Genomic DNA, 25773 nt, shown 5'->3' on the forward strand with positions numbered 1-25773 from the left:
AAAGATATTGGATTCACAGCTAAACCGATTCGTTACAAATTATTTAATATTGACTTAACTATCTTCTCAACCTGTAACACTTGTCTTTTATTTCCCATAGGCTAATCCTAAGGAAGTGAAGAAATAGTGTTATTGAGTTGCCCCAACTGTCATAACGTAAACCATCTAAGCAAGTGGGTCCAATATACAGCTAAAATCTTAAGGATTAAGATAATTACAGCAGCAAATCACTCTTACTATTTCTGCCCAAACTGCTTAAAGACATCGATTACAGCAAAAATTTTACGTGTAGAGGAATAAGCGACCACAGTAGTTATTACTGAAGTCGCTTTTAACTATTTAAACTAACTGGTCCAACCATCTATAATATTCATTTTCCAACTGTACTATAGTAAACTTATTTCTTGCATCCATTAATTCTCGGTTAATTTCACATTTATCGGCATCACGAAGTAGGATTATTCGGATTGGTGCATCCATAAGTCTTTCCTCCTCTAGAGGATACTTCACTCTGTGCTAGTACAAAATATTTATAATTCCATATTGTCCCATATATTCCAATTAAAACATATTATGTAATATCTCTTAATAAAGGAGGAAAAGTCAATGGCATTCGGTGGTGTTGATGGGGCTGCTTGTGGAACAGGACGTGGCTTTGGTGCAGGAATTGCAGTTGTTGTCGTGATTATTCTTTTGCTTATCGCACTGGGAATCGTATTCTAATTTAGAAAGGAAGGAAATCAAATGTACGGAATGGGTTATGGTGGTATGGGCGGAGTATGTGGCGGCGGCGGCACAGGTGCCGGCGTAGGCGTAGGGATTATCGCTATTGCTATTTTGATTCTTATCGCTTTAGGCGTTATTTTCTAAAAATACCATAAAATAAGGCTATCATCTGTAAAGGTGGTAGCCTTATTTGGATAACCATAATAAGGAGTTGATCTTATGTTCGGTTTTGGATTTCTTCCCTTTGCACTGGGTTTCGGTTTAGGGGCTACTATAGCGAGACCTCGCTATTACCCCTCCTCATATTCTTATGCCTATTCACCCTACGGATGGTATTAGTAGACAAATACAAAGGCCAAAGTTTTAAAAATATCAAAGTAAGGAGAGCTTAACACTCTCCTTTTACATGTGCAACTATAAATCTTGCGACAACTTACTTTCATTGATTACACAATTCGTATGAAAGAAGATAACAAACTCGTCTCTTCCGTTCTTTACAAAACAATTGTCGCAGATTGTTTCTTTTTCTTCCGTGGAACTTCCTTAGTTTTCCGATAACCCTTTGTTTTCCCGAATATCCCATTATCATCAAGTAGAATAAACTCACTTGTAAATGGAACCCCTGTTAGTCTACATCCATGAAATCCAGGCGCTTCACCAACCATCAATACGTTAGGTTTTATCTCTTGCATGTATTTCAGATAAATGAACAGATTCTCCCTCCGAATCGAATTGCTCTGGATATCCAATGAATAATGATTAAAAACGTCTCCTGTAACTTTACATATAGCTAATTCCCTTACGAACTCAGAAAGCTTATCCAACATTTATTCTCCTCACTCTCGCACAAGAAACATCAGCAATACTAGTCCAAGGTATGTAGGACGCTTCTGCTAAATATTTACGTTACGTTTGCAACTCAACAATCCTCCACTACTCCTGGCGGGGAATTTGCCATCGGAAGTATTGCCGGATTAAAACCAGTTCGCTGTCTACCTATTGTAGATTTATGACTTAGCTTCTTCCTTAGCTTTGTTCCAGCATCTCCGGCAAACAGGTAGATAGCTTTCATTTCCGCCTATTTCAATTTGCTGACCCTCAAAAATTGGTGCTCCATCTTTAAATCTTAAGACCATGGTTGCTTTACGGTTGCAATACCAACATACAGTTTTTACTTCTTCAATCTTATCAGCATAGATCAGAAGGGCTTCGCTTCCTTCAAATAAGTTATTTTGAAAATCATTTTTTAAGCCGTAAATAATTACAGGGATATTTAATTCATCAACAACACGACAGAATTCCAATACATTTTCACGGGTTAAAAAGTTTCCTTCATCACATAGAACACAATCTGGCATCTCACTTTTGACTAGATCAAAAATGTTCGTTTTCCCGTCAATAGATATGGCTGGTTTGGAAATCCCCATCCGTGAAGTATCTCGTCCTTCACCAAAGCGAGTATCAATCGCTGGAGTGAAGATTAAGACACTTTTTCCTTGTTCCGTATAGTTATAAGCAATCTTCAATAAGTCCGAAGTCTTACCGCTCCCTATAGTAGCATAGCGAAAATATAGCTGAGCCAAATTTTTTCCTCCTAAATACTTGAATACTTGAATGCAAAAATCCAAAGTTCCATGTTATCGCGGTTAGTTCTATCAAAATTGATAGTAGCACAATAATTCCAGTCAACTTTTAAAACAATTTCTTTTCCAAAAAACAGTTCATTTGTCTCAAATACTTCTGTAATGTCGTGTAAATTTCCAACATAAAATCTTTCCGCCTCGTTCAAGTTGATATAATGGCTGTATAGCCTAAATTCATTTCGATATTTAAAATATAAATCTTTCTTGACAATAGTGTTAAATATTGCGTTTTCATCTTCACCAGTAGGATTTGAGAAAAAGGAGCATCCCAAAACGCTCCGTTAATCACCCCACCCACCGCTCTCCGGGTACAAGGCCCACCTCCTATGAGGAGGCCGCTGACGAATATAAGGATTTATTGCAATAAGGCTTTATCCAGGCGGCTTTTTCTTCTTGAGATTAGTGGGGCGCGAGGTGGCGTGGGGGATCAGCCATCGAAGATGTACCCCAGAATACCGCCGATTTGAGTAGTTCGGAAGTGACCGGAATCTGTATACCCAGTCCCTTCCCTTTTCCCTTGTGAAGTTATTTACCTGTCCATCGCAAAAACAGCAAGGAATAAATTACAATCGCAAGCATTACCACAAACAAGCCAATTATAATTTTCTTTGATTTCATTTTCTTCCTCCATAATTACAAGTGAATCCTCCAGCACCACGCAAGACTTGGCACTCGACTGCTGGCTTGGCTTTATCGAGGTGGCTATTTCATCTTGAGCTTAGCGGGGCGCGTGGTAGTGTGTGGAGAATTTGGAATTAATGAAGTGTTACGGAATACTGCCGATTTGGGGGGTATAAATGAGGCCGAAATATTCGACCCATCGCCAATGCTCTTGGCTGTTTTTTTAACGAATATATTTCGCCATAATTAAGTCCGTATCTTCAAAACCAATCTTTTTGTATAGAGCAATAGCTCTTTTATTATGTGAAAATACATGTAGTGTAATCTTATTAATTTGAAGTTTTCTCACTACTGCATCTAACGCTTCCATGGATTGTGTCCCGTAACCTTTATCGCGGAACTCCTCAAAAATATAGAAATCGTTGATAAATGCCGTTTTAGCTACCAAACTTTCAGAACATTGAAACCACAAATAACCAATCTTTATCTCCTTACGAGGTTCAATAATTGAAAAGAGGTAGTGGTTTTCAGTATTTACACCATTTGGCAACAGTGTTTCAAACGATTCTTTGGATAACTTGTGTGCTTCTTTCTCAAGCCAAGTCCCTGCTTTTGCTTTTTCTTTTGCGTACTTGGCAATCGCATTCGGTAAATAATCATTAAAATCTCGTTTGGTCATCTTTTCAAATCTAACCATAATACCTCCATGTTCGCTAATCGCAAAGCATCCACTAACACTCTCCGGTCAGAAGGCCCACCTCCGTTGGCCCCACACTCAAGACTCGGTACTTGATAGCTGGCTAGTCTTTATCAAGGCGGTTATTTCTTCTTGAGCTTAGTAAGGCAAGTGGCTGGGTGATTGGCTATTGTTGGTGTGGCCGGAATAAGAGCCAGACTGTGAATTTAGGTATTTTATTATTAAAGATGTTTGTTAGATTGTCGATGTAACTTAATCAGCTCATCCATCTTCTGTATCATTTCTTTATCATTTTCACCTTTGTGTTTTAAATATCGCACAGCATTAATTATTAAGTAGGTTATAAGTGCAAAAAACGCAATTGGAAATATAATGATAAAGAGGGTAGAATAATCAAATTGAATCGGGTTACCACCCATTATAACAGTTCTTCCGTTCTAAAATTTTAATTCAACTCTAAAGCCTACATTTTTACAAACAACCTTCGAAAGGGACCCTCTTTTTGAAGGGCCAGTCCTTGACCCCTGTCTAGGTCTTATAAAGACGGTTATTTTTTGAAATTAGCAATGCTCAAATGGCGGAGTTATTAACTCTCGATGAAGTGTCACGGAATACCACCGATTTGATATGCTTGGATATAAAATCGGGAGAGCTTCTTGAAATACAGTATAAAAATAATGGTTCATTTTTGTTTCCAACCATTTACTTAGATAACTGTCATAATTACCATCATCATATATGCCCTTGAATTCAATAAATCGATGAGAATGTTCAAGAAGATATAGTTTATTTATGCCACGCTGAACAGCAGTATCAATAAAACGTTTAAGCCATTCCATTAAATACGAGCCACGTTCCAAATGAACGATCAAGGCGAATCAACTCCAAACATATTCCTTGGAAGCATTTCACTCTATTAAGAAATACCAGTTCCAAACCTTAGATGTTCATTCGTTTTAGACGGTACCTAGTTTTCTAGTGATCCGATATTTCCCCGCATAATATTAGGCAAATTCTTTTGAACTTTTTGTTCGTCCCAATTCCACCATTGCAATTCTATTAATTTTGCTATTACATCTTGAGAGAAGCGTTTTCTAATTTCTTTAGCTGGTATTCCACCAACAATTGTATACGGAGGAACGTCCCTAGTTACAACTGCTCTTGTTCCTACAATTGCACCATCACCTATATGGACTCCTTGCATGATAACTGCCTCATATCCAATCCAAACATCATTTCCTATTACGATATCACCATTATTATCCCAGGCATCTGTTATTTGGGCACTATCTAAGCCCCATTCCTCATAAAATAGCGGAAACGGGTAGGTTGAAAGAGAATTCAGTCTATGATTTCCAGATGTAAACATAAATTTAGCTCCACAAGCAATAGAACAATATTTTCCAATAATTAATTTATCGTTGTTTAAAGAATAATGATATAAAACATTGTTGTTTTCAAATTTAGTTGGGTCATTTATGAAATCATTGTACATAGTATAATCCCCAACTATAATATTAGAATTTGTGATCGCAGGCTTTAAATAAATTGTTTCTTTATCACCAGTTCGTGGATATATTTTTTTACTGTTCATAATTCCCCCTGAAATGTAAATGCTTCTCTTTCGCATTTTCCTGGTAAATGTGCAGCATGAATTAGTCCCCCCAACTCTCCAGACGAGGTGAATAGTAACTCGGCTATTAGTCCAGATTTTGACGGAATGTTTGTCCGAACCCCGGATATGACCGGTATTGTATTCCGAATACATCTACTTTCTTATCCAATACTTAATAAACATCCTGAAATAAAAGCGGCTTGTAATGCCCTTACTTCTTCTGTAAAGTGTACATGATCATAATGGATTCTATCAACAACTGGAGTAGTAGAGATCCAAAACACTCTTTGTGACATTTCCGAAGCGGCTTCGCAAATTTGGTTTAAATTATCTTCATACCGCTTTTTCTCGGTTTGAATTCGATTAGTGCTTCGGTCTACCCTTATATCATGTAGACCACAATTGATGAGCAAAATATCATAGCTTATACCTTTTTTATTTTCATCTCTTAAATACTCCAGAACCATATTACTATCACCAGCATTAGCCCCGTTAGGTTGATCCAAATCCTTAAGAGCTTCACCAACCAGCCCTTTTTGTTGGTACTTAAACTTACTGCTAATCATATTCTTCAAAAAAGGGCTATAGTGTATCGAGATACTATCACCAAGGACAAATACTGTTTTCTGCTCCATTAACTTTCTCCATACCATATTGTTGATTACGACCTGGTTTCTTATGATATGTTCATTGGAAGTCGTATCTTTAATCTCTCAGTTGAATCATTACTCCCTTCTATAACCCATCCCCAACTCTTATTGTCGTGATTATTTTTTGGGGATGTGACTCAATGTTGCCAATTAGCTGTCAACCAGCTGCCGGTATCGGTGACCGGATTGTGAGCCGGGGTGATCCGAAAATTTGGAGCAGCAAGACCACATAATGAAAGGAGAATACTAATCAGTTTCTTTTAATCCTGCGCAGAACTCTTCAATCTTCTTAAATAGATATGGCTGAATTAAAGGATATGTTAGACTTTCAGGCATTTTATCAAATAGTCTAATCTCACTTATTTCATAATCTGGTAATTCTCCAAGAGATTTTACATCAGCATAGAATAATTGTCCAAAAGTCACTGTTTCTCCAGTGTTAACTGAATAAAACGATACTGGGATAATCCTAAAATCCTTGGCTCCAGTTTCTTCAAATAATTCTCTTGACGCAGTAATATTTATATTTTCATTTACTTCCTTATGTCCACCTGGGATTTCCCATGTACTTCTATCTTTGTGCTTTACAAATATCTATTTTCCTTCATGCCGTGCCATGATAACCGCGAAAAAAAGTTGACTATCTTCTACTGTATTTGACTCGTAAAAATTCACCTTAAGCATAGAGCCTATTCCCTCTCTGGTTTAATTCGCTTTACTATATGAATGTTTTGGTCTGTAAGATATCCAATCCAAGGATTAAAATGCATCCCATCCTCCAACGCTCCCGGCGGCTTCATATGTAATCTATCAGCGTGACTTACATCTATATGTCTCTTTGTATTCTTTCAACCCGCCCAACCAACCTTCGAAAAGGGCCTTCTTTAAGAAATCAGGGTGAATTGACTCGCCACTCAACTGCTAGCTAGCCTTTATCAATGCGGCTATTTCTCCTTGAGCTTAGCGGGGCGCTGGGTAAGCCAACTGGATTTGGGCGATACAAGTTTCAGAATGCAACTTCAAGTTGGCATGGTTAAAAGTCTTTTAACTTCCTCAACTGATATGACTTCTGCGAAACGTTTATTCCAAATCTTATAGTTATAAAACTCATAAAGTTTCTTACCGGATAGATAATCATTATCAAATGTTGTATTTGTTTCTTCAGGTATAATTATTTTATAATCATGATCAAAAGCACTTTTACAAGTAGCATCAATACAATATTCTGTTTGAAGTCCCACCAATATTATTGTATCAACATTCTTCTTATCCAAATATTCATTTAAACCAGTTCTGCGAAAAGCGCTATTGTAATGTTTTTCGAAGATTAATTCATTACTATTAGGTGATATTTTATCGTAAAACTGCCATCCATAGGTCCCATTTTCAAGTTCAGTACCCTTCCCATCATCATGCCGTACGAACAGAACTTCTCTTTGGTTATCTCTTGCAGTTAAGATTAGGTTTCTTATATTTCCGATTACTCTTTGCTCATTATAAGGATGTGCATCAATCAAAGCATTCTGAACATCTACCACTAACAAAACCATATTACTCATTTTCTTTCTCCATTCTAAAAAATTACCCACTTCGACCACTAGCTAACCTTTATTCGCGGCGGCTATTTCTTCTTGAGCTTAGCAGGGTGCGAGCGACGTGGGACGAACGTAAAAACGGCAGGTCCAGCGATATCTAGCACACTACTCTGCTGCGTTCGCTCGACCCTTAATTTCTTGGATTATAGAAGTTTTGGCATCTGCGTAGTTCTGCACGTGCCGCCACACACGCTGAGCCAAGCTGCGCTTGACCCGCGCGTAGTTATCACGGTCAATTTTGTTAGCCCGTAACCAATCGCGGAAGCGCAACATTCTTTCGACCTCTGAAGCACCCGCACTGAACACGTGTAGGTTGATGTTTATGTCAATGTCAGGCCCATTGAACATACGGTGCTCGAACCATTCGGGCTCCCGAATCCGTAGAGTGAAACCGGCTGCCTCCAATAATGGTACATAGGACGACTCATCGCCGGAATCCACCACAACTAGCAGCATATCAATAATTGGCTTGGCACACAGTCCCGGCACCGAGGTCGAACCAACGTGCTCCACTCTTAATACCTTACAACCAAGTACAGAATGAACCCGTTCGGCCACCCGTTCGAATAGTTCAGGCCATCGCGGGTCGTATTCGACGAGAGTGATGGGCGCGTTGTGCGGTTTTATTTCTCCTACCGTGTTTTTCTGAAGTTGTTCATCGCTCGTGGGTATGAAACTGTCACCATCTTGCATCAAAGCATCTGATCCGCTTCCTTGTTATGAATTTTCGGCGTCCCTAAGCCGTGGACAATTTCGGCACAAACTAAATATCCTTTGTTCGCCCATCGAGAGTTTGAGACTGTAGGATGAATCCACTCATTTTTACCTTTAGGACCGCCTTTGGATATTTTATCATTAATAGTTCTAGTCAATATGTTCATATAGTTATAAGCAAAATATGCAAGAATCTGATGCAGTTCACGTTCTAGGTAGACATACGAAGTCTTCTTATCCTCAACTTCAATTGGCTCACACTCAAGTTCCTTTTTATCCCAAGCCGTTAATGCAAAGCGCGTCGGCCGCTTACTGACGGCACAGAAACCCGATTTTGTATTATCCCTAATATTAACGTACAATTGCGCCCCTATTGTTCGCGCTGGCGTTTTTCCAGTTGTCATTACCTGTTGGGCAAAGCCATACTCTAAACCCTTATTCCAAATCTCGTCAACGGTTAACGGAACACATGCTTTCTCGAGAGTTAATTTAGCCATTTCCAAGAATGTCATTGTGAATCCTCCCAATCAGATTCCATAATTCGTCGCTTCGAGAATTCTACATAAACTTCTAAATCCCTCCAAATATCTGCACAAAAATAACGCCTATTCGGCGTCAACGAAACAAGCAACGTTATGATAGAGTCACTTATATTAAATTGGCATATATCAATGCATCTCGATATTGTTCACCAGATTAGGACGATATTTTTAGCCTTCTTTCAGAGCTGCGATGCTCTTTCCCCTCCGCAGTACATGACTATAAGTATTGGCAGTGGTTGAAGGGATTTGTCCAAGGGTTGTAGTCAGATTGTTATATATCTTTACAAACTAAAACAATGCCGTCCTTGCAACGGCTTTGTTTTAGTTATTGTATTTTTCCTTACAAGTGCTTTGGTATTAGATAGATAAACATCAACCTTTATGTTTAGGTCGGGCTAGTAACCCTTTGTCTAAAAAGTTAATCGGAATTCTACACTTCAAAAAGTAAAATTCTAAAATCCTAAAGTCTCACCCAGTATGACGATATGGATGTCGGTCAGTGGTGGACGTCTGCTTATTACTGTCGTAATGTTACAGATTCGTAGAGGACTTTGGCAATCAACGCACTCACCGAGCTTAACACACGGGTTCGGCAAATCATATTTTTTGTTATTCATCGGTGCAGCATAAGTTTTGATACGTTTATTAGCTTCTTCAACGTCTTTGACGATCTTATTGGTACCCACTATAATAATAACTTTTTTCGGTCCAAACATCATCGCTCCCACACGATTTCCGAATGCATCGCGATTCACAAGTTCACCAGTCTGGGTAATAGCATTACTACCCGATAAAAATATATCGCTTGTGAGTTGTTTATAACGTCGTTCAATTCTTTCCTCTGGTGTTAATCCTTCTTGATTGTGATCAAATAACTTGTGGCCACGTTTTTCTAACAGATCCAAGAGACCTAGATCAAGCACTGTCCTTGAGCCACCCACCCCAATCGTGGAATCAGTGGGGATGAGTTGCAAAACGTAATCGATTGCCTCATGTCGTGTGCCGAAGTACTTTGCATTGAAATGATTGCTGTTTAGAGCATCAACTACTTTTTGCCCGATAACTTCAGAACGCCATTTTGTTAAATCACTCATAATAATAATTCTCCTTCTCAAGAATTTGAATTTTAAATAACATAAACTTAAATCAAGTGTTGTCTTTACCAAACCATTATTTTCTCTAATGCTGCATCGATCTCTTTTTGAACAGCCTCTGATGTTTGCTTTTGATGATTTTTCTCAAGAATTTGTTTTGCAGTACTTCCACCAATCTTTCCTAATGCCCATGCAGCATAGCTTCTAACTAACTCTTCAGGATCATCCAAGGCAATCTCAAGGTCAGGGATCGCAGATGGTTCGCCGAGATTTCCAAGAGCTATGGCAGCATTGCGCTGAAAATATTTTCGATCTTTTATATAGTTGTACATTAGTGGTTGTATCCTTGTAGAATAAAACTCATCCGTCATGTTAAGCATCTTGGAGAGACTAAAATCTTGTGCCACTTTTATCAGGAACTCATCATCTGGAAGTTTTGACTTAAGTTTTGCTTGATTGCGAGGACATACCTCTTGGCAGATATCACATCCATGAACACGGGTGCCCATTTTCTCTCGAATTTCAGGAGGGATATGGCTTGTAAGTCCAGCAGGTTTCCCGTCTTGAGTGAACCAAGCATTAAAGGCAATACATCGTCGGGGATTCAGTTTATTGGGTTCGTAAATCGCTTGTGTTGGACACGCTTTGATACATGCTGTACACCCTTCGGGGCACTTTATTTCCAAAGTCGGCTCATCATATTCCAATTCGACGTCGACTACGATAGAACTGAGTACGACGAAAGATCCTACTCCCTCTGCATAGGCAAAATTATTTTTACCAAAAGTTGTTATACCTGCCCTTGCTGCCGCCCATCGTTCAGGAATAAATATCCCTTGGCCAATTTGACAACCGTTTTTAACCAAAAAATCCTTCATAAGTTGATAACGAGCTCCATTAATTCGATGTGAAGGTGCATTATAACATCTTGCCTGATAAATTCGCCCAATTTTACCAATAAGGGATTCAGGGAAAGATTTTTGCGCATAATCCCAAGCAAAACAAATGACAGATTTAGCCGAAGGCATGAGCTTCTGGGGCTCTGCGCCCTGCAATGGCTGACGAGGATCTTGGACATAAAAATCATATTTACTACCCCTGGATTTTAATTCATGAATATAATCCGAGAAACTTTCAGCAGTAGTTATCCCTACTTTGGTATAACCTAAGTCTAAGGCAAATTCTTTTATATCGTTAGTTAATGTCATCTCTTGTTCCTCCTCTTACTTATTGGCCCAACATAACTTAATGCCAAACTCATTTTCGAACGACCGTATGATCTGCCCGTTGTACTAATTTCATCTCCTTCCTTTGATGTGTATATACACACTAGACGGTAAAAAAGATCACTGACTTATTGACTCTAATTTTTGGAGCACTCCCTTAAAAACACGAATCTCTTCGTTTGTTAATAACTCATTCAGATGCTTCTGCGCTTGATTCCAGTAAGGAATAGCCTTTTCTAGGGAATTTAGGCCCTTCTCAGTGAGATGTACTAAACGGGCATGTGATGGATTTTCAACAGTAATCTTAACTAAACCAATTTTCTCTAATGGTTTAAGGTTTCTAACAAGCGTTGTACGTTCTAACCGGATCACTTTGGAGAGTTCGTTCATCGTAAGAGGACCAAGCCGTCTTAAATGATTTAATAACGAGTATTGAGTAACTTTAAGACCACTTGGTCTCAACATTTCATCGTAAAACTGGGTTACGGCCCGTGAAGACCTCCGCATATTTGTGCAATGACATAAACTTGGTTGTTTAAGAATTGTTTTCTTTTCCATACTTCCCACCATTTAATGCTAATTTTTATTGTGTAAAGCTAAACGTCAGTGTATATACACATTTTATCAAACTGTGACTGGTACGTCAATTAACCCTCTGAACCTACCTTCTGTATATCCTTGCTTATTATTTACGCTGCTATATTGTAGGATATTAGTTTTATATGCCTTGTATGAAAAATGAGTGGCTCACAGCCTCCTGGCTATTTCCCCATTTTCGTAAGAGTTTGGAGCATTTCAACAACCATTAACTTGGAATCTTGGATTGCATGATCTAACTGACCGACAACAGTTCCTATGCCCTGTGCATAACTCCGGTTGCCGCCGCCTTTGCCTTTCACTAAAGTTAAGCTGTTAAATCTTGTTTTCAATTATGATATTCTTTATCATTATTGGTCTTTTTCTATCTATGTGGGATTACTTTCCTGATGGGACCAGACTTCCAGATGGGCATCAATTACCAAAACATGTCGGTTGTCTTACGATTTTCGATCACTCCTTGATCGGGAACCCAATTCATTCGAGTTCACCCCCACTCTCCTCTTGTACTGATTTACCAACAAAGCAACACTTTCCAAATTGTAACCAAGGAGGACTCAACAATGGATGACTACATTTTTCGGCGAGAACTTGATTTACAAACGAACCTACCTGAAATGATCGATCATATAAAAAATGATCGCCAGTTTCGAAAAATGGAAATTACAAAGAAAAAGAAACTATTTGATGCCTATTACAACATAGTCAAGACGAATTTTCTTTCTAAAGGTCTTTCATTCGAAGAAAAAAATGCAATTCAAAAGGCTGCAATAGAGGAAATGTTGGAACATGCACGGCAGGAAACAAGAAAAACCATGAATTGAAAATTAAATCTAGGAGGGCAAAAACGATGGATTACTACACTTTCCGTCGAGAGTTTGATTTTGCTACTCTCTTTAATGAGGCGATCGTTCAAATTAAAGCTTCTCGTCAGTTTCGAAAGATGAGTTTGGCCGAGAAGAATGAAGTCTATGACAGTCTTTACACGACACATAGAGGGCACTTTCTTTCTGGGTATGTCTCTGAGGATGAGAAAGAAGCGATTGAAAACAATGCAACTCAGCAAATTATGAATCGTGGCTTAGAGGAATTGGAAAAGACTTTGCAGTGACACAGAATTTAATTAAGTAGCGAAAAGGGGGCGTTGCAAAACGAACTAAAATAGTTCGTAAGCAACGCCCCTTTTTTCCTACTAGAAACAAAACTGCAGGTCCCAAAGAACCCGCAGTTGTCGTATAATTTGAGTTATGCTAACAACCAAATTACACTCTAAAAATTATACTGAATTAAGTGGACACTATCAATTAGTTCTACCATTTAATTTTGATGTGTTAATACCGGAGGATGACTCAGTTCGACTGCTAAGCCACATTTTGGAGGGATTGAATTACGAAGCGTTGTATCAGGCCTACTCTTCCACTGGAAGAAAACCTGTAGTCGAACCCAAAATCCTGTTCAAAGTAGTAGCCTATGCCTATATGAACAACATTTACTCAAGCCGCAAGATTGAAGTTGCTTGTAAAAGAGACATTAACTTCATGTGGTTGTTGGAAGGATGCAAGGCACCAGACCACAGCACCCTTGCTCGATTTCGGAAGAACTATTTAAAGGAATCCATAGAAGACCTCTTTTTCCAAATGGTGACGTATTTACACAAGCTTGGGGAAGTAGAGTTTAAGAACCTTTTTGTCGATGGAACAAAAATTGAAGCCAATGCTAACCGTTATACGTTTGTCTGGAAGAAAGTCGTTACTAAGAATGAGACCAAAATGTTCTTGAAAATTCAATCCTGTCTTGAGGAGATCAATTTGACCTATCTAAAGGACTTCAAGGCAACCAAAGAAACGTTACTTAAGGACCTTAAGGCGGCCCTCTCCTACCTAGAAGAAAAACGTCAGCAAGAGCAGATTGAATTTGTCCATGGTATTGGAAAACGGAAATCAGAGCTACAAAAGTTTACAGAAGACCTGAAGGAATTCTATACCCGTCAAGAAAAGTACAACAGACATCACCAATTCTTCGAAGGAAGAAATAGCTACTCCAAAACCGATCCTGATGCGACCTTCATGCATATGAAAGATGACCATATGCGCAACGCTCAGTTAAAGCCGGCTTACAATGTTCAGATTGGCGTGGAAAGTGAATATGTAACAGGGGTTGGGATTTTCCAGGATCGTAACGACATAGCCACACTCATCCCTTTCTTAAACACGCTGGAATCTAAACTACAGGCCCATTATGAAAATGTTACTGCAGACTCTGGTTATGAGAGTGAGGAGAATTATCTTTATCTCGAAGGGAAAAAGCAGACCTGCTACATAAAGCCGCAAACCTATGAACAATGGAAAAAGAAACGCTTCAAAAAGGATATCAGCAAGCGAGAAAACATGGTTTACAATGCAGAAATGGATGAATACACCTGTCATAACGGAAAACAACTCAAACTAGTGGGAATTACCCATCGAACATCGGCAACGGGCTACCGATCTGAAATCACGATCTATGAATGTGAAGACTGCCGTGATTGTCCTTGTAAAAGTCAATGTACAAAAGCTAAAGGCAATCGAAGAATGCAAGTATCTAAAACGTTTGTGGCCAAACGCCAGGTATCGTACGGAAACATTACCACCGAAAAAGGGAGACTACTCAGAGTAAATCGATCCATACAGGTCGAAGGAGCCTTTGGGGTACTCAAAAATGACTATAACTTTAATCGCTTTTTGACACGAGGTAAAAACAGTGTAAAAACTGAATTTATGCTGCTGTGTTTTGGGTATAACGTGAATAAACTTCACGCTAAAATACAGAATGAACGAATTGGTAAACCCCTTCATCCATTAAAAACGGCTTAAAAAGGGGTCGAAAAAACAGTCTCATCTAGAAGGCTTATTTTGCTATACACAAATTTAAGTAGAAAATAGAGATTGAGCATTGCAATCAAACCACTTAATATTTTCCACAGTAAAAAGAAATGGGGAGCATCGCTTGCTACTTCAAAATAGTAGTTTTGCGACACTCCCTTGTTGTATTACAAACCTTTAATGGTACTTATCTTTGATTTATAGAAGCTGGAATGACTGGTCTATTAACGAACTCTAATTTTTTGGCCCGGATAAATCATATGCGGGTTATGAATGTGTGGATTTAGAGCAATTAGATGATGAACGTGAGTTCTATGACGTTTAGCTATATGATGCAGAGTTTCACCTTTGCGAACATGATGATACATTGTTAGAAACCCCCTCTCCTTTTTGGTTACATTCCAAATTATGCCAATAACGACTTCTGAGTGCTAGTTCAGAGGTATTTATATTACAATTCTCGGCAAGTATCATCCCCATATTGTGCCATATTGTCCATATTACACATATTATGTACTAGCTCTTAGTAAAGGAGGTAACGCAAATGGCATTCGGCGGTATTGATGTAGATGATCGTCGTCGTCGCGAATTCAGTTTTGAAGGAATTGCAGTTGTTGTCGTAATTATTCTTCTGCTTATCGCACTAGGAATCGTATTCTAATTTAGAAAGGAGGAACTATTAATGTACGGAATGGGTTATGGCGGTATGGGCGGAGTATGCGGTGGTACAGGCCCGGGAGTTGGCGTTGGTGTAGGAATTATAGCTATTGCTATTTTGATTCTTATCGCTTTAGGCGTTATTTTCTAAAGTATTTTGCTATATCGGCTATCACCCATTCAGGGTGGTAGCCGTTTCATATTTATACCAAGTACTCAAAATACGAAGGCCATTAGAAGAAACGATTGTTTAGCAAAAAAGGCCTCCACCATTCCGATGGGAGCCAATTGCAAAGGACAAGCGATTTTATTGAGGTATTATACCTAAGAATTTTGATTATTATGTACTTTAATTCCATCATAACAAATAAGAGTAATACATTATTTCATTTTTTTATCCTATTTCATTGAATAGAATATTATTGCAATTATCAGTGAACGGAGGATGGACATGATTGACCTAAAGGTCCTTGATAAACAATGCCCAAGATGTTCTGGACTCGGAAGGACAGAGAATCCTCAGTGGTTCCATTTTTGGACCAAACTAGACGGTCTCAAAGATTCATTTCGAACTTTAGAGACTATGGATCAATTAACCACTTCAGAAAATGCCACTCCAGATCAACCAACTGAGCCAATGTTCTTTATCTGCAAAGAATGTCATGGCAGAGGAAAAGTACTAACGGCTGAAGGGAAACAACTTATAGAGTTTATCAGGTTTTGGATGATTCCAAATTACTAAGATATATAGACCTTCGATTTAGGAATCTCTAAAACTGGTTTACAAAGCGCCTGACTTCAAACGGGCGGCCTGACTAATTACAGGAGTTCGCTCCTAAAAGCTACTACCGTACAAGTATTAACGGAAGTTTGAACCCGAATTACACTCCTATCCATGTCCAGTAAAATATAGGTTATTAACCAAAATTATTACACAGCAAGAAGTATAAACCCTTACATATTCAAATGGACATGTTCTAACCCCTTAATTATATTAGCGGCATAGGATCTATTATTTAAGTTCGCGATTTTAGTTATGGCCGGGAATTTTGTATTAATCGCCAAATAGATTGCAGGGTCTTCACCGCCCAAGCTCCAAATTGAAATACCATTTAGGTTATATTTGTTTACCAAGTCGAAAAGAGATTCAATAGACGACTCGTTTTCAAACCAAACTGTATGATTGACGCTTTTATCTAAGTAGGTGTAATGTGGGCCTCTTTGTGGATCGTCTATAACTTTGGCGCTATGAAGCGCAGCTATATTCTGAGCCTGCAAATAATCAATCCCTTTACCTTTGGAGCCCGACCAATCATAGCCGTAATCTGGAATACCTAACTCGATCTTCTCAGGATTTATAACCGATGTAGTATAGGAAAGAACGTTACTGACCCAATCTACCGGAGCAATCGGACCGGGACTGGACGTGGCCCAAGAATAATCATATGCCATAATACGGACTTTATCGGCAGCTTCACCAATTGCCTTATAATCCTGCCCAGGATGTTCATCATTAGTCTTTGCAGTCAGGGTAACAAAAAGAACCTTATTTTTTTGATGAATTGCGTTTGCTAATCTTTGAACAAATATGGTAAAAGCATCTTGATCGGCTGGTAAAACATTCTCGTAATCAAGGTCTATCCCTGTGTAGTTCTTGGATGTAACTTTGTTTACGATGTTTTGAATGTGATTCTGCATTAAAGTAGGATCGTTAATTATGGTAGATAGTAAACTTGAGCTGAATTCGTTACTGATCAACGGAGTAATGGTTAGTTTTCGATTCTGTGCATACATAATGATATTGTGATCTTCTGAGTTTTTAAGTGCTTTTATATCGCCGATGTTTGTTACGTCATACCAAAAGGGGGATATTTCATTAAATACTTCAAAATTACTCTTCACAGAAGTAAAACCTTTTGATTGATCCCAGTACGGCATCCAACCGTTAACGGAGCGACTTTTGTTGGGATGGGCGTTAGTGACTATCGTGCTCGGAATTACAGAAATTGTTATCGCTAGAATGCTAACGACGGCAATTGCGATTCGAATTAATAGTCGCTGATTTATTTTATTCATAGGAATAGGCCTTTCTGCGTTTAAACTGTGTCTTGATCTCTGTATAATAGTAAGGTTTTAAATTATATCACCCTTAGCTCATATAGCTAAAAAACGTAGCGATAATTAAACCTATGCTTAGACAAAAATCAGATCCCTATTGAAGTAATACCGAGCTTTTAGCTGATTTGAACAAACCCCTTGAGTTTTTAAATCAGGATATCGATATTGGGACCGAGCCTTCCTGAATGGGATGCTTTAACTACTGCAAATGAATTGGTTTGTGCAGTAAATTGGCATAATTCTGCCATATGCTCTGCAGCACTTTCTAAAGCTTCCTCCCGTTGATTCGCTTTCCTTAGAGTTGCTGTCAGATTTCAAAAAGAAATAAATTGGGGCTGCATGCGAGTTCCGGTAATTGGCCTATCATGATATTTACTTCCTTTTCTTATGAATTAGCTATTCGTAAATTGAGTTTTTAGGAAATCGAGAAGACTATTCAGTAAGTATCGACAAAGGCCCCAACTAATTACGCCTAGGGAATCTTTTCTTTTCCTACTCCTTCTTCGACTTTTTCATCATCAGTTCTTGATACTTATCTAAAACAGTATCCAACTCTTGACTTGCAGTTATGACCTCAGGATCTGTATAGGATTTACCTTCTTTAATCTTGATCATGTTTAATCGTAATTCTTCGATTTGCTGTATTAGTTCTTCGAGTTCCGACATATATACCCTCCGTCCATCTGCTTGAAAATTAGTGGCTAAACAATAAGAAATCCCCTCACAAGGAGGGGTATAAAGAAGGAGGAGGAATAGAAAAATAAAAAAGTAGCCTTATGTTAACCGCTAGACAGCGAGTAATCCTCTGTTGTTCTTATCTTAGAATATATTTGTTACCGTTCCATGAACTCAATGTGAAGAATATGTTAAACCTAATAATGGAAGATTTACCCCAGCGGTTGAGCCGGAGCCTTGCTATTTTCCCTTATGGACGTTTGGCAAATCTACAGATTAACAAGGCCGCCTGATTCAAACAGGCGGCTTCACATATCCAAAATATAATCCAGTAAACATGAAATATAGTCTTGTTAATACAGTTATCGGTTATTGAATTCTGTAATGAACTCACCTTTGTTCATGCGACTTCCCTTGTTCTTACCCTTTTCCTTTTGCTTTTCCTTTTCGTGGTCCAGCCCCTTTACTTTGTCCTTTTCCTGGCCCATTTCCACTGTCTTGGTCATTATTATTATTACCCATAATTTAGAATCCTCCTTAAAATGAACTTATGACTTCTAATAGGATTACCTAAAATGAAAAAAGAATGTTTGGATATTTATGGCGTATTAAATCTAAACAACGCGAATCCATCCAAACACCCATTTTGGCAACATCGATTCAAAGCCGCCGGGTGTGCCCTTAAACGGAATTATTGTTTAGAGATGGGATGGAGGGACAAACTGACAGATTCTATACCGCCTGACTTCAAATAGGCATATTTATACTGATAAAACACTTATAACCTTTTTTCTAAAAGTGGGGGATTTTTTCTGGAGCCAATGGGAGTTCCTCATTTAACTGCTTAAACTTACAACAGAAAATCTTTATAAATCTTCACACTTAATTCTTAAAGTTATAATGGATTTTTAATATCGCCATCTTATATTGTTAATGTAAGTTATATTGCTCAATGATTTATCTTTAGCTCAAATCCTTCTTCTATGTGTATGCCCAACTAATTACCTAAAGGAGTTCAGTCATGTTAAAGCATTGGCTTCGTTGTATAGATCTCTTATTTATTATGTTTTTAATTCTTCTGCTTGCTGCTGGCTTGTTTATTTTAAGTAGTGCCTCCTTTAATGTTGATTCAGGAGACCCTAATCATTATGTTAAGTTACAGGCGGTTTGGATTGTAACAGGGATTTTGATTGCAGTCTTGGTTGCCTCGATAGATTATCGGAAGTACTCTAGATTCACTTGGTGGCTTTATGGCATTAATATAATCTTCTTGTTATCGGTTATTTTATTTGGACAATCAGCTTTAGGAGCAACTCGATGGATTAAGATAACTTCTAGTATTACTATCCAGCCATCCGAGTTTGCCAAAATATTGATTATCGTTACGTTAGCGGACTTTTTAGCTAAGCGACAAGGCAAGCTAAATAGGTATAGGAATTTTATTGCTCCGTTCTTCTTCGTGCTCGTTCCAATGATACTTGTTTATAAGCAACCTGATTTGGGTACAACATTAGTTTTTATGGCTATCTTTATATGCATGATGTTTATGGCTGGTGCCAATCCGTGGAAACTTGGTTCACTTTTACTGGGAGGAGCTTTCATAATCGGAATTGCACTTTGGTTGCATTTTTCTACGAATTTGCCTTCTTGGTTACACTTTGCCCAAGGGATGCCTTTACCAATGCAAGATTATCAATTACAACGTTTAACCGTCTTCATCAACCCTTCATCTGATACTGCAGGAACAGGCTATAATATTCTTCAGTCTATATGGGCTATTGGTTCCGGAGGTTTGTGGGGCAAAGGGTATAGAATGGGAACACAAACGCATCTAAATTTTTTACCCGAACGCCAGACTGACTTTATATTTGCTGTTGTTGGTGAGGAGTTTGGGTTTATTGGTGCTATAACCCTGTTATTTCTCTTTTATATTTTCATTTCTAGAGCACTTTACATTATCAAAAACACAACCGAACCGTACGGGTTTTTAATTGGTTCAGGTATCGTTTCGATGCTCACCTTCCACATATTGGTCAATGTTGGAATGTCTTCTGGAATTATGCCTGTAACAGGAATACCTCTCCCCTTTATAAGTTACGGTGGAAGTACATTATGGTCTATTATGCTGGCGGTTGGTCTTTTAATAAGTATAAATAAAATAAATAATCCATCTATTTTTCGGTAGAACCACAATGAGAGGTCCATTAAGTCCAGAAAGGTCCAATGCTTTAAGATGATTTTCTGCAGTTGAGTGTTGTATTTATAGTCGCCTGTTGAGTAGCAGTGGAAGGACTTTTAGGCCATCTTGTGACAATGTATTCCAATGTCAATTTTCCATTTAGTTCCGATTTTCACAATTATGCCAATTCCGGGTAACATCCAGACAATAATTTTGCAAGGCCGCCTGACTTTCAAAAAGGCGGCTTTGTTGCGTTAACTCTATTTGCACTCTTAAGTTGTATTCTTAAAACAAACTATTTACCGGAGCCACACATTCACGAACATTATTACGGGGAGAATTAACTAACGGTGATACCTCGTAAGTAAGCATCTCTTCTTCTGGAAAAGGTTTCAATAAACCTTTTATTTCTTTGCTAGAGGTTAAACGCTCATCCAACCAAAGTGACTCGACGTCCTACGGTAATATGACAGGCATTCGATTGTGTATTGGCTCCATCAACTTATTCGGTGTCGTTGTAATGATCGTACATGAGTTTATCGTTTGACCCGTAGGTGACACCCAAGAATCCCACAGGCCTGCAAAAGCAAAGGGTTTCCCATTAAGCAGGGTTATTCTATAGGGTTTCTTGGCACGGCCTTCATTTTTCCACTCGTAGAAACCATCTGCCAAAACTAGACAACGCTTTTTCTCAAAGGACTTGCGAAAACTCAGTTTTTCCTCCAAGGTTTCCGCTCGGCAATGATTAATTTATTTCCAATACTCTCATCTTTAGCCCAATAGGGTATCAGACCCCATCGAAACATATATAGGTGGTTGCCCCCATTCTGCTGGCTACGGGAACTGGTTGAGATGGAGCGATATTATATCGAGGCTCAAAATCAAATTCAAGTTAGACTAAACTAAAACGTTCTAAAATGTCTCTAAATGAGATAAACGAAAAACGACCACACATTTTGCATTGTACCTTTCTTGTTTTGAGTGAATTAGACCTTAATACTATATTTTAATGGTCAAATCGGAATACTTAGCAGGCAATTTGTCGCATAACCCCGAATTGGCATTTAATTAATCATTTAATCTTTTCCGGAGGTTTCAGTTTTATGATAATTCGTAGTATTCAACCTGTCACGGATAATAGACTACATTTTCATGTTATCACAACATCTGCGGATTATACTACGGTGGCTTTTGATGGGTGTATAGTCGAAGCCTTCCAAGGCGATATTCCTTTTAAAGAAATCGACGACTTAGAAATGGCAATTAGGTCGTCAGCATCAATGTTGTTTGATATATCTACCCAGTTTTCTGAACTTAGAACGGAACAATTAGACAATATTACAAAGGGCATTAACAAACGGCTTTTGTATCGGTTTATTTAATTTATACTTTATAACCACTCAATCCAATTACGAAGCCCTTGTTTCCAAGTTCTTTTTAATTAACGAACACTCGCCTCAATTTAAATCGATTTTGCGACCATGCCCTACCAATATTTTAAGGCATGGTTGTTGTTTATTTTGGGGACTAGAAATTCTTTTGGTGTTCAAAGCAATATATCTTGCCACCGAACCTCTTTTGATTGGCAAGGCAATAGCCCTTAACTTTAATTGATACGTGTTTACCACACACCAAACATTGACCTGGCGACCATTCTGGGTACACAGTATTTGGCTTTCTCGGTATTCAAATATTCCAATATTGCCCAAGGACATTGTCTTCAACGTGATTATTTCTCACTATACTATTAAGTAGATACATAATCCTCGCTTCTTTTTGATTTCTAGGGCCTAATAAATGAGTTTTGCGATCATGTCTAGCAATATAATTTATAGCATCTTTAATATTTATAAAGCTTTTACCGTTTTTCTGTACGTGAAATTCATTTGTAATTCGATTTTTATTCCTTAGCCCTTTATGAAAAATTAATGGTTTATCTTCATTAAGATAAATATACCATTGAGAGATCTTTGAATTAATAAAGGCAACGCTTCCTGAAAATTTAAATCTGAGATTATATTTTTTGCATTCTTCTTTTATACCTTTTTTCCTACGAATTATTTCTGATCTGGTTCCAAAACAATGTTGACAATACCTGTAACCCCTTTTTATAGCCTTCTTCTCTTTGAATTTTGTCATATTTGCTTTTTTAATATTGCTTAAATGTCTACAGTCAGATTTATGGCAGCAATGCATTTTACTCTTTTTTGAAGCATAAAAGAATTCATCCATATTTTCAACCTCCCTGTGAAGTTTATACAATAATGTAATTAACGGATCACATTGTGTTTACCCAAGATGGTAATAAAGACATGCCTCCTTCTTGAAGTCTTTATTAATATTGTAGTGCCTTCAACGGACAAAATTTTGAATTTACTATTCTTATATAAAACATTTCAAAAGCAAATAAAAACAGACCGTATAAACGATCTAGAATAAATCATGAAACTTATTGTTTAGTCAATATAGGATTTTTAAATTCTTGTCCAGTAAGTTTCACCCCATCATGCTCACATTTCTAAGGCTCTTTTGAAGGCTATAGATTAAATAATTGGCCTACATCAAGGCATCTCGGAGGTTGCCCGCTAGATTAGGCCGACATATTTTTATTTTTTATCCCTCTATCAAAGCTGCGATGCTCTTTCCTCTCCTCAGGGCATAACTATATATGTATTCTAGGATGGGAAATGCGTAACATTAACCATAGATGAAGTTGAGAAGTTGAGGGATGTGAGATGCTCATTTCAACGACAACCCTCAGACAAACCCCTTCAGCCACTGCGTAGCGAAGGGGCCGCGCCGAATATCATAAGAGGTGTAGAGAATACTCAAGACATATGGTCGGTAAAAGGATTTCAGTTAGCAGCGTAATAAATGGAGATATGGAGATATTGAGATATAAAAGGATCGTAAAGCTACGGTCCTTTATTTTTGGCAATGCTGTATTAATAGATAGTCAATACGAGATAGAGATAGTCTCTGGATCATGTTCTTTATTCAAGAATGATCTACTAATTTAATGGGAAAACTAAGTTTTAAATCTCATTGGTTGGTGATTATCATGCCGTACAGACGAAGACATTCTGGTCTAAGATTTGGGAAAAATGAAGAAAGTCTACTTATACTTATCGTAGGGATTATTTTGCTTCAAGCAATTGTGGCCTATTTCTGGGTTCTACTAATCTTGGCCATCCTAGGAGGCTTGATATGGGTTGCCCTTCGGTGGCTTATATCAAGTTTAATTATAAATACTCCTGATAATTGCTCAAAAATAGAGATGACACCTATTGAAAAGAAAATGTACTATGCCCTTAAACGTGCTGGGTATGAACCAATCCCACAATACAAAGAATCCAGATATCGACTTGATTTTGCTATTTTCGAAGATGGTAAAAAGATAGACATTGAGTGTGATGGAAAAGCTTATCATTCAACTCCTAAACAGAAAAGCCACGACAGATCCCGTACTCGCAGGCTTAATAATGCTGGTTGGAACGTAGTACGTTTTTCTGGGAGCCAAATTCATAGGAATGCCGATAACTGCGTGGGACGACTCACAAGAAGATTGAGAGGTTTCTAAATAAAACTATCTACGTCCTCTATAAGTGGAATTTACTTTTCCTAGGCAATTTTCAAAGATTAATATAAGCTCTTTACGCCTTACTTGAGGAACGTTTATCATAAGATTTGGAGATAGAATTCTTTCGAGTTCTGCTGCCTCAGTTTTAACATAGTCCAGATATTGTCCAATAGCCGCTTCATTCTTTATTATACCTTGAGCGACTGCCTCAATATTTACTATATCCTGTGCTTCTTTCAGTTTGAAGGTTTTGTGGATAATTGTCTTGTCAATTGAACGTCTAACTGAAGATTCTGGCAATCTTCGGAACTCTTCAACCTTGCTCAAATACTCAATTGCCTCAATATGATACCCAAAGATATGGGGAGTTTGATGGTTCAGCACATCAACTATCTGATAAAAGGTATATCTAGGAAGGCGCTTTTGCATTCTATCTAAAGCCAATAATGCCTCGTGACCAAGTCCCCAGGAATTTATAATGTCTTTGTATTCTTGCGGTATATAATGGATCTTCATATACTTTTTGATTACATCACGGGCTATACCAGTTTTCTGGGCAATCATATCCGAAGACCAATTTAGACTTATTAGCAAATGAACGTAACGAATACGTTCTGAGCTTTTCATCTTTTTCTTATTCAAGTCCCAACGTAGCCGTTTAATAATTCGATGTGCAATATCTGAAACCGGTTCTATCTTACATTGAACCGTTGTCCATCCAAGACTTTTCAAACTTCGATATCTCTTGTACCCATCCACCAGAACGTAGAAACCATTAACAGGTCCCTCAACTGTTAATGGCTCATCCAACCTATTCTTTTCAATATTTCTTGTTAATCGCATGTCCTCCTCTTCGATATTGAAAAAATCATCTAGAAGTATTTTGGACAAATCAATAAAGTCAATTTGCCCAGTCAAAATCTCACCCCCATTCCCTAAGGGATGGTTATGTTGAAAATAAATTGTCCTATTCGTTTTAAAATTAATAAACCTAAAAAAATTGTTGCATTCCTGCCATTACATAATCTGACTTATTAGAGTCATCCACCTTAAAATAGAGGATGTCATCGGCTAGTATTCCAAAAATCAAACAGTCATAGTAAATACCCGCTCCGCCAAACATCTTTTTGACCGTTACAAAACCCAACTTTACAAGTTGGTAGACTACATAATCTTTGAAGCTTCACTTACTGCCATGATGTTCCTCCAGAATTAAGGTTTATCAGGCTCTTCTACCTTGTGAATAATTGGTTTCTTGAACATCCCTTAACTGTTACAGTTCTTCTTTACCAAGCAGGTACACCCTTCCCCGATCAGGGGAAGGGGCTGGCGACCAATTCAGGAATGTTGAGCTTTGGGTCTTTATCGTTCCAGCTAATAACTATTTTACTTACGCTCAACGTTGTTAACCCTAAATCATTTACTAGATACAACCGCCCCTGAGCATCATCATTAAGTGCTCCAGGATCGCCATCATTATAAACAACTGTTACTTCCCGATCAATTGGCTCTCGACCTTGTAAAGGATCTCACAATCACACTGCCCACCATTCTTTCTAAATACCTCTATTATCTCGTTTATTCTTCCTCGGCCGAACTGCATCTGAGTTAGAATTTGATTGCTCAAACGGAGGGTATGATCGCATGTCAACCCTGAGAGCTTCTCATTCAACCTATAAAAGAACATTCTATGAAAAAGCAGACTCAATAAATCACAATCCTTGTTTAAACTTGCTTTCTCTGCGTTAAAAAGAAAGTCATACTCTAGTGTTGCTGTTTGCAACCCAGAGACAAGTCGAGCCTTAACTTCTTCTTTAATAAGTTTTTTATCTTTTAAAACCTCTATTTCAGAGGTTGATTGTTCTCTAAGTTCTCTTCTTTTTTCTTTATTAGATGTTCTTTTCGCATTACCTAGTGACATTCAAACATAACCTCCTTGTAATCAAGTTCTAATGCAGTATGTACTTAACCCCATCATTTATG

General features: G+C 38.0%; 31 protein-coding genes and 1 pseudogene. 9 read left to right on the plus strand and 23 right to left on the minus strand.

What is annotated here, in order from left to right; genetic code table 11:
• Window positions 1–339: 339 nt before the first annotated feature.
• The gene (locus VZF35_RS05925) at window positions 340–480 is read right to left on the minus strand and encodes a hypothetical protein (RefSeq protein WP_407311870.1); all 141 of its coding nucleotides are present in this window, start codon (window positions 478–480) and stop codon (window positions 340–342) included.
• 264 nt (window positions 481–744) lie between these two features.
• On the opposite strand from VZF35_RS05925, the gene VZF35_RS05930 reads away from it, so the two are divergent.
• Window positions 745–870, plus strand: a complete 126-nt coding sequence (locus tag VZF35_RS05930; protein ID WP_407311872.1) for a hypothetical protein — start codon at window positions 745–747, stop codon at window positions 868–870.
• 350 nt (window positions 871–1220) lie between these two features.
• Here VZF35_RS05930 and VZF35_RS05935 read toward each other — a convergent pair whose 3' ends face one another.
• The 15 genes from VZF35_RS05935 to VZF35_RS06005 form a co-directional block, all read right to left on the minus strand.
• On the minus strand, window positions 1221–1553 hold the full coding sequence (locus VZF35_RS05935; RefSeq protein WP_407311874.1) for a hypothetical protein: 333 nt from the start codon (window positions 1551–1553) through the stop codon (window positions 1221–1223).
• Window positions 1554–1733: 180 nt separating this feature from the next.
• Window positions 1734–2309, minus strand: a complete 576-nt coding sequence (locus VZF35_RS05940) for a thymidine kinase (RefSeq protein WP_407311876.1) — start codon at window positions 2307–2309, stop codon at window positions 1734–1736.
• A gap of 11 nt (window positions 2310–2320) precedes the next feature.
• Entirely contained in the window at window positions 2321–2641 is a 321-nt protein-coding gene (locus VZF35_RS05945; protein WP_407311878.1) for a hypothetical protein, read from the minus strand.
• 572 nt (window positions 2642–3213) lie between these two features.
• Window positions 3214–3687, minus strand: coding sequence for a GNAT family N-acetyltransferase (locus tag VZF35_RS05950; RefSeq protein WP_407311880.1), 474 nt, complete (start codon window positions 3685–3687; stop codon window positions 3214–3216).
• A 560-nt stretch (window positions 3688–4247) separates the two neighbouring features.
• Window positions 4248–4559, minus strand: coding sequence for a hypothetical protein (locus VZF35_RS05955; RefSeq protein WP_407311882.1), 312 nt, complete (start codon window positions 4557–4559; stop codon window positions 4248–4250).
• A 95-nt stretch (window positions 4560–4654) separates the two neighbouring features.
• Complete coding sequence (locus VZF35_RS05960; RefSeq protein ID WP_407311884.1) at window positions 4655–5281, minus strand: CatB-related O-acetyltransferase; 627 nt, start codon at window positions 5279–5281, stop codon at window positions 4655–4657.
• Window positions 5282–5463: 182 nt separating this feature from the next.
• Window positions 5464–5937: an SGNH/GDSL hydrolase family protein gene (locus VZF35_RS05965; protein ID WP_407311886.1), complete on the minus strand. Its 474-nt coding sequence runs from the start codon at window positions 5935–5937 to the stop codon at window positions 5464–5466.
• Between the two features lie 261 nt (window positions 5938–6198).
• Entirely contained in the window at window positions 6199–6546 is a 348-nt protein-coding gene (locus VZF35_RS05970) for an NUDIX hydrolase (RefSeq protein ID WP_407314491.1), read from the minus strand.
• A gap of 425 nt (window positions 6547–6971) precedes the next feature.
• Window positions 6972–7511, minus strand: coding sequence for a cysteine hydrolase family protein (locus tag VZF35_RS05975; RefSeq protein ID WP_407314493.1), 540 nt, complete (start codon window positions 7509–7511; stop codon window positions 6972–6974).
• Window positions 7512–7652: 141 nt separating this feature from the next.
• Entirely contained in the window at window positions 7653–8240 is a 588-nt protein-coding gene (locus VZF35_RS05980) for a GrpB family protein (protein ID WP_407314495.1), read from the minus strand.
• Window positions 8240–8773, minus strand: coding sequence for an HTH domain-containing protein (locus VZF35_RS05985; protein ID WP_407311887.1), 534 nt, complete (start codon window positions 8771–8773; stop codon window positions 8240–8242). Before VZF35_RS05985 ends, VZF35_RS05980 begins: the two co-directional genes overlap by 1 nt.
• Window positions 8774–9255: 482 nt before the next feature.
• Window positions 9256–9897 carry a lactate utilization protein gene (locus tag VZF35_RS05990; protein WP_407311889.1) on the minus strand — a complete coding sequence of 214 codons (642 nt, stop codon included), beginning with the start codon at window positions 9895–9897 and terminating at the stop codon, window positions 9256–9258.
• A gap of 65 nt (window positions 9898–9962) precedes the next feature.
• The gene (locus tag VZF35_RS05995) at window positions 9963–11105 is read right to left on the minus strand and encodes an epoxyqueuosine reductase (protein WP_407311891.1); all 1143 of its coding nucleotides are present in this window, start codon (window positions 11103–11105) and stop codon (window positions 9963–9965) included.
• Window positions 11106–11243: 138 nt separating this feature from the next.
• A complete protein-coding gene (locus VZF35_RS06000; protein ID WP_407311893.1) occupies window positions 11244–11681 on the minus strand; it encodes a MarR family winged helix-turn-helix transcriptional regulator in 438 nt (145 codons plus the stop codon).
• A 203-nt stretch (window positions 11682–11884) separates the two neighbouring features.
• On the minus strand, window positions 11885–12052 hold the full coding sequence (locus VZF35_RS06005; RefSeq protein ID WP_407311895.1) for a hypothetical protein: 168 nt from the start codon (window positions 12050–12052) through the stop codon (window positions 11885–11887).
• A 231-nt stretch (window positions 12053–12283) separates the two neighbouring features.
• Between VZF35_RS06005 and VZF35_RS06010 the strand changes: the two genes are divergently transcribed.
• The 5 genes from VZF35_RS06010 (at window position 12284) to VZF35_RS06030 (ending at window position 15980) form a co-directional block, all read left to right on the plus strand.
• A complete protein-coding gene (locus VZF35_RS06010) occupies window positions 12284–12544 on the plus strand; it encodes a hypothetical protein (RefSeq protein WP_407311897.1) in 261 nt (86 codons plus the stop codon).
• A 26-nt stretch (window positions 12545–12570) separates the two neighbouring features.
• On the plus strand, window positions 12571–12831 hold the full coding sequence (locus VZF35_RS06015; RefSeq protein ID WP_407311899.1) for a hypothetical protein: 261 nt from the start codon (window positions 12571–12573) through the stop codon (window positions 12829–12831).
• Window positions 12832–12967: 136 nt separating this feature from the next.
• On the plus strand, window positions 12968–14572 hold the full coding sequence (locus VZF35_RS06020; protein WP_407305670.1) for an IS1182 family transposase: 1605 nt from the start codon (window positions 12968–12970) through the stop codon (window positions 14570–14572).
• Window positions 14573–15263: 691 nt separating this feature from the next.
• Window positions 15264–15389 carry a hypothetical protein gene (locus VZF35_RS06025; RefSeq protein WP_407311901.1) on the plus strand — a complete coding sequence of 42 codons (126 nt, stop codon included), beginning with the start codon at window positions 15264–15266 and terminating at the stop codon, window positions 15387–15389.
• Window positions 15390–15689: 300 nt separating this feature from the next.
• Entirely contained in the window at window positions 15690–15980 is a 291-nt protein-coding gene (locus VZF35_RS06030) for a hypothetical protein (RefSeq protein ID WP_407311903.1), read from the plus strand.
• Between the two features lie 212 nt (window positions 15981–16192).
• Here VZF35_RS06030 and VZF35_RS06035 read toward each other — a convergent pair whose 3' ends face one another.
• Both VZF35_RS06035 and VZF35_RS06040 read right to left on the minus strand, forming a co-directional pair.
• Entirely contained in the window at window positions 16193–17314 is a 1122-nt protein-coding gene (locus VZF35_RS06035) for a glycosyl hydrolase family 18 protein (protein ID WP_407311905.1), read from the minus strand.
• Window positions 17315–17848: 534 nt separating this feature from the next.
• Window positions 17849–18022 (minus strand): aspartyl-phosphate phosphatase Spo0E family protein, encoded by a 174-nt coding sequence (locus VZF35_RS06040; RefSeq protein WP_407311907.1) that lies wholly within the window; start codon window positions 18020–18022, stop codon window positions 17849–17851.
• A gap of 1030 nt (window positions 18023–19052) precedes the next feature.
• On the opposite strand from VZF35_RS06040, the gene rodA reads away from it, so the two are divergent.
• The gene (gene rodA / locus VZF35_RS06045; protein ID WP_407311909.1) at window positions 19053–20216 is read left to right on the plus strand and encodes a rod shape-determining protein RodA; all 1164 of its coding nucleotides are present in this window, start codon (window positions 19053–19055) and stop codon (window positions 20214–20216) included.
• Between the two features lie 279 nt (window positions 20217–20495).
• Here rodA and VZF35_RS06050 read toward each other — a convergent pair.
• Window positions 20496–21165: pseudogene (locus VZF35_RS06050) on the minus strand (SOS response-associated peptidase).
• A gap of 148 nt (window positions 21166–21313) precedes the next feature.
• Between VZF35_RS06050 and VZF35_RS06055 the strand changes: the two are divergent.
• Complete coding sequence (locus tag VZF35_RS06055; RefSeq protein WP_407311911.1) at window positions 21314–21592, plus strand: hypothetical protein; 279 nt, start codon at window positions 21314–21316, stop codon at window positions 21590–21592.
• A 304-nt stretch (window positions 21593–21896) separates the two neighbouring features.
• Here the strand turns inward: VZF35_RS06055 and VZF35_RS06060 are convergent, their stop codons facing one another.
• Window positions 21897–22442 carry a hypothetical protein gene (locus VZF35_RS06060; RefSeq protein ID WP_407311913.1) on the minus strand — a complete coding sequence of 182 codons (546 nt, stop codon included), beginning with the start codon at window positions 22440–22442 and terminating at the stop codon, window positions 21897–21899.
• A gap of 787 nt (window positions 22443–23229) precedes the next feature.
• On the opposite strand from VZF35_RS06060, the gene VZF35_RS06065 reads away from it, so the two are divergent.
• Entirely contained in the window at window positions 23230–23790 is a 561-nt protein-coding gene (locus VZF35_RS06065) for an endonuclease domain-containing protein (protein WP_407311915.1), read from the plus strand.
• Window positions 23791–23796: 6 nt separating this feature from the next.
• Here VZF35_RS06065 and VZF35_RS06070 read toward each other — a convergent pair whose 3' ends face one another.
• From VZF35_RS06070 to VZF35_RS06080, 3 genes are all read right to left on the minus strand, one after another.
• Window positions 23797–24708: a ParB/RepB/Spo0J family partition protein gene (locus VZF35_RS06070; RefSeq protein WP_407311917.1), complete on the minus strand. Its 912-nt coding sequence runs from the start codon at window positions 24706–24708 to the stop codon at window positions 23797–23799.
• Window positions 24709–24781: 73 nt separating this feature from the next.
• Entirely contained in the window at window positions 24782–24937 is a 156-nt protein-coding gene (locus tag VZF35_RS06075; protein WP_407311919.1) for a TfoX/Sxy family protein, read from the minus strand.
• Window positions 24938–25279: 342 nt separating this feature from the next.
• Window positions 25280–25711 (minus strand): DUF2695 domain-containing protein, encoded by a 432-nt coding sequence (locus VZF35_RS06080; protein WP_407311921.1) that lies wholly within the window; start codon window positions 25709–25711, stop codon window positions 25280–25282.
• Window positions 25712–25773: the final 62 nt, after the last annotated feature.

It is taken from the genome of Desulfosporosinus paludis (genome assembly GCF_045689965.1).
Taxonomy (GTDB): Bacteria; Bacillota; Desulfitobacteriia; order Desulfitobacteriales; family Desulfitobacteriaceae; genus Desulfosporosinus; species Desulfosporosinus paludis.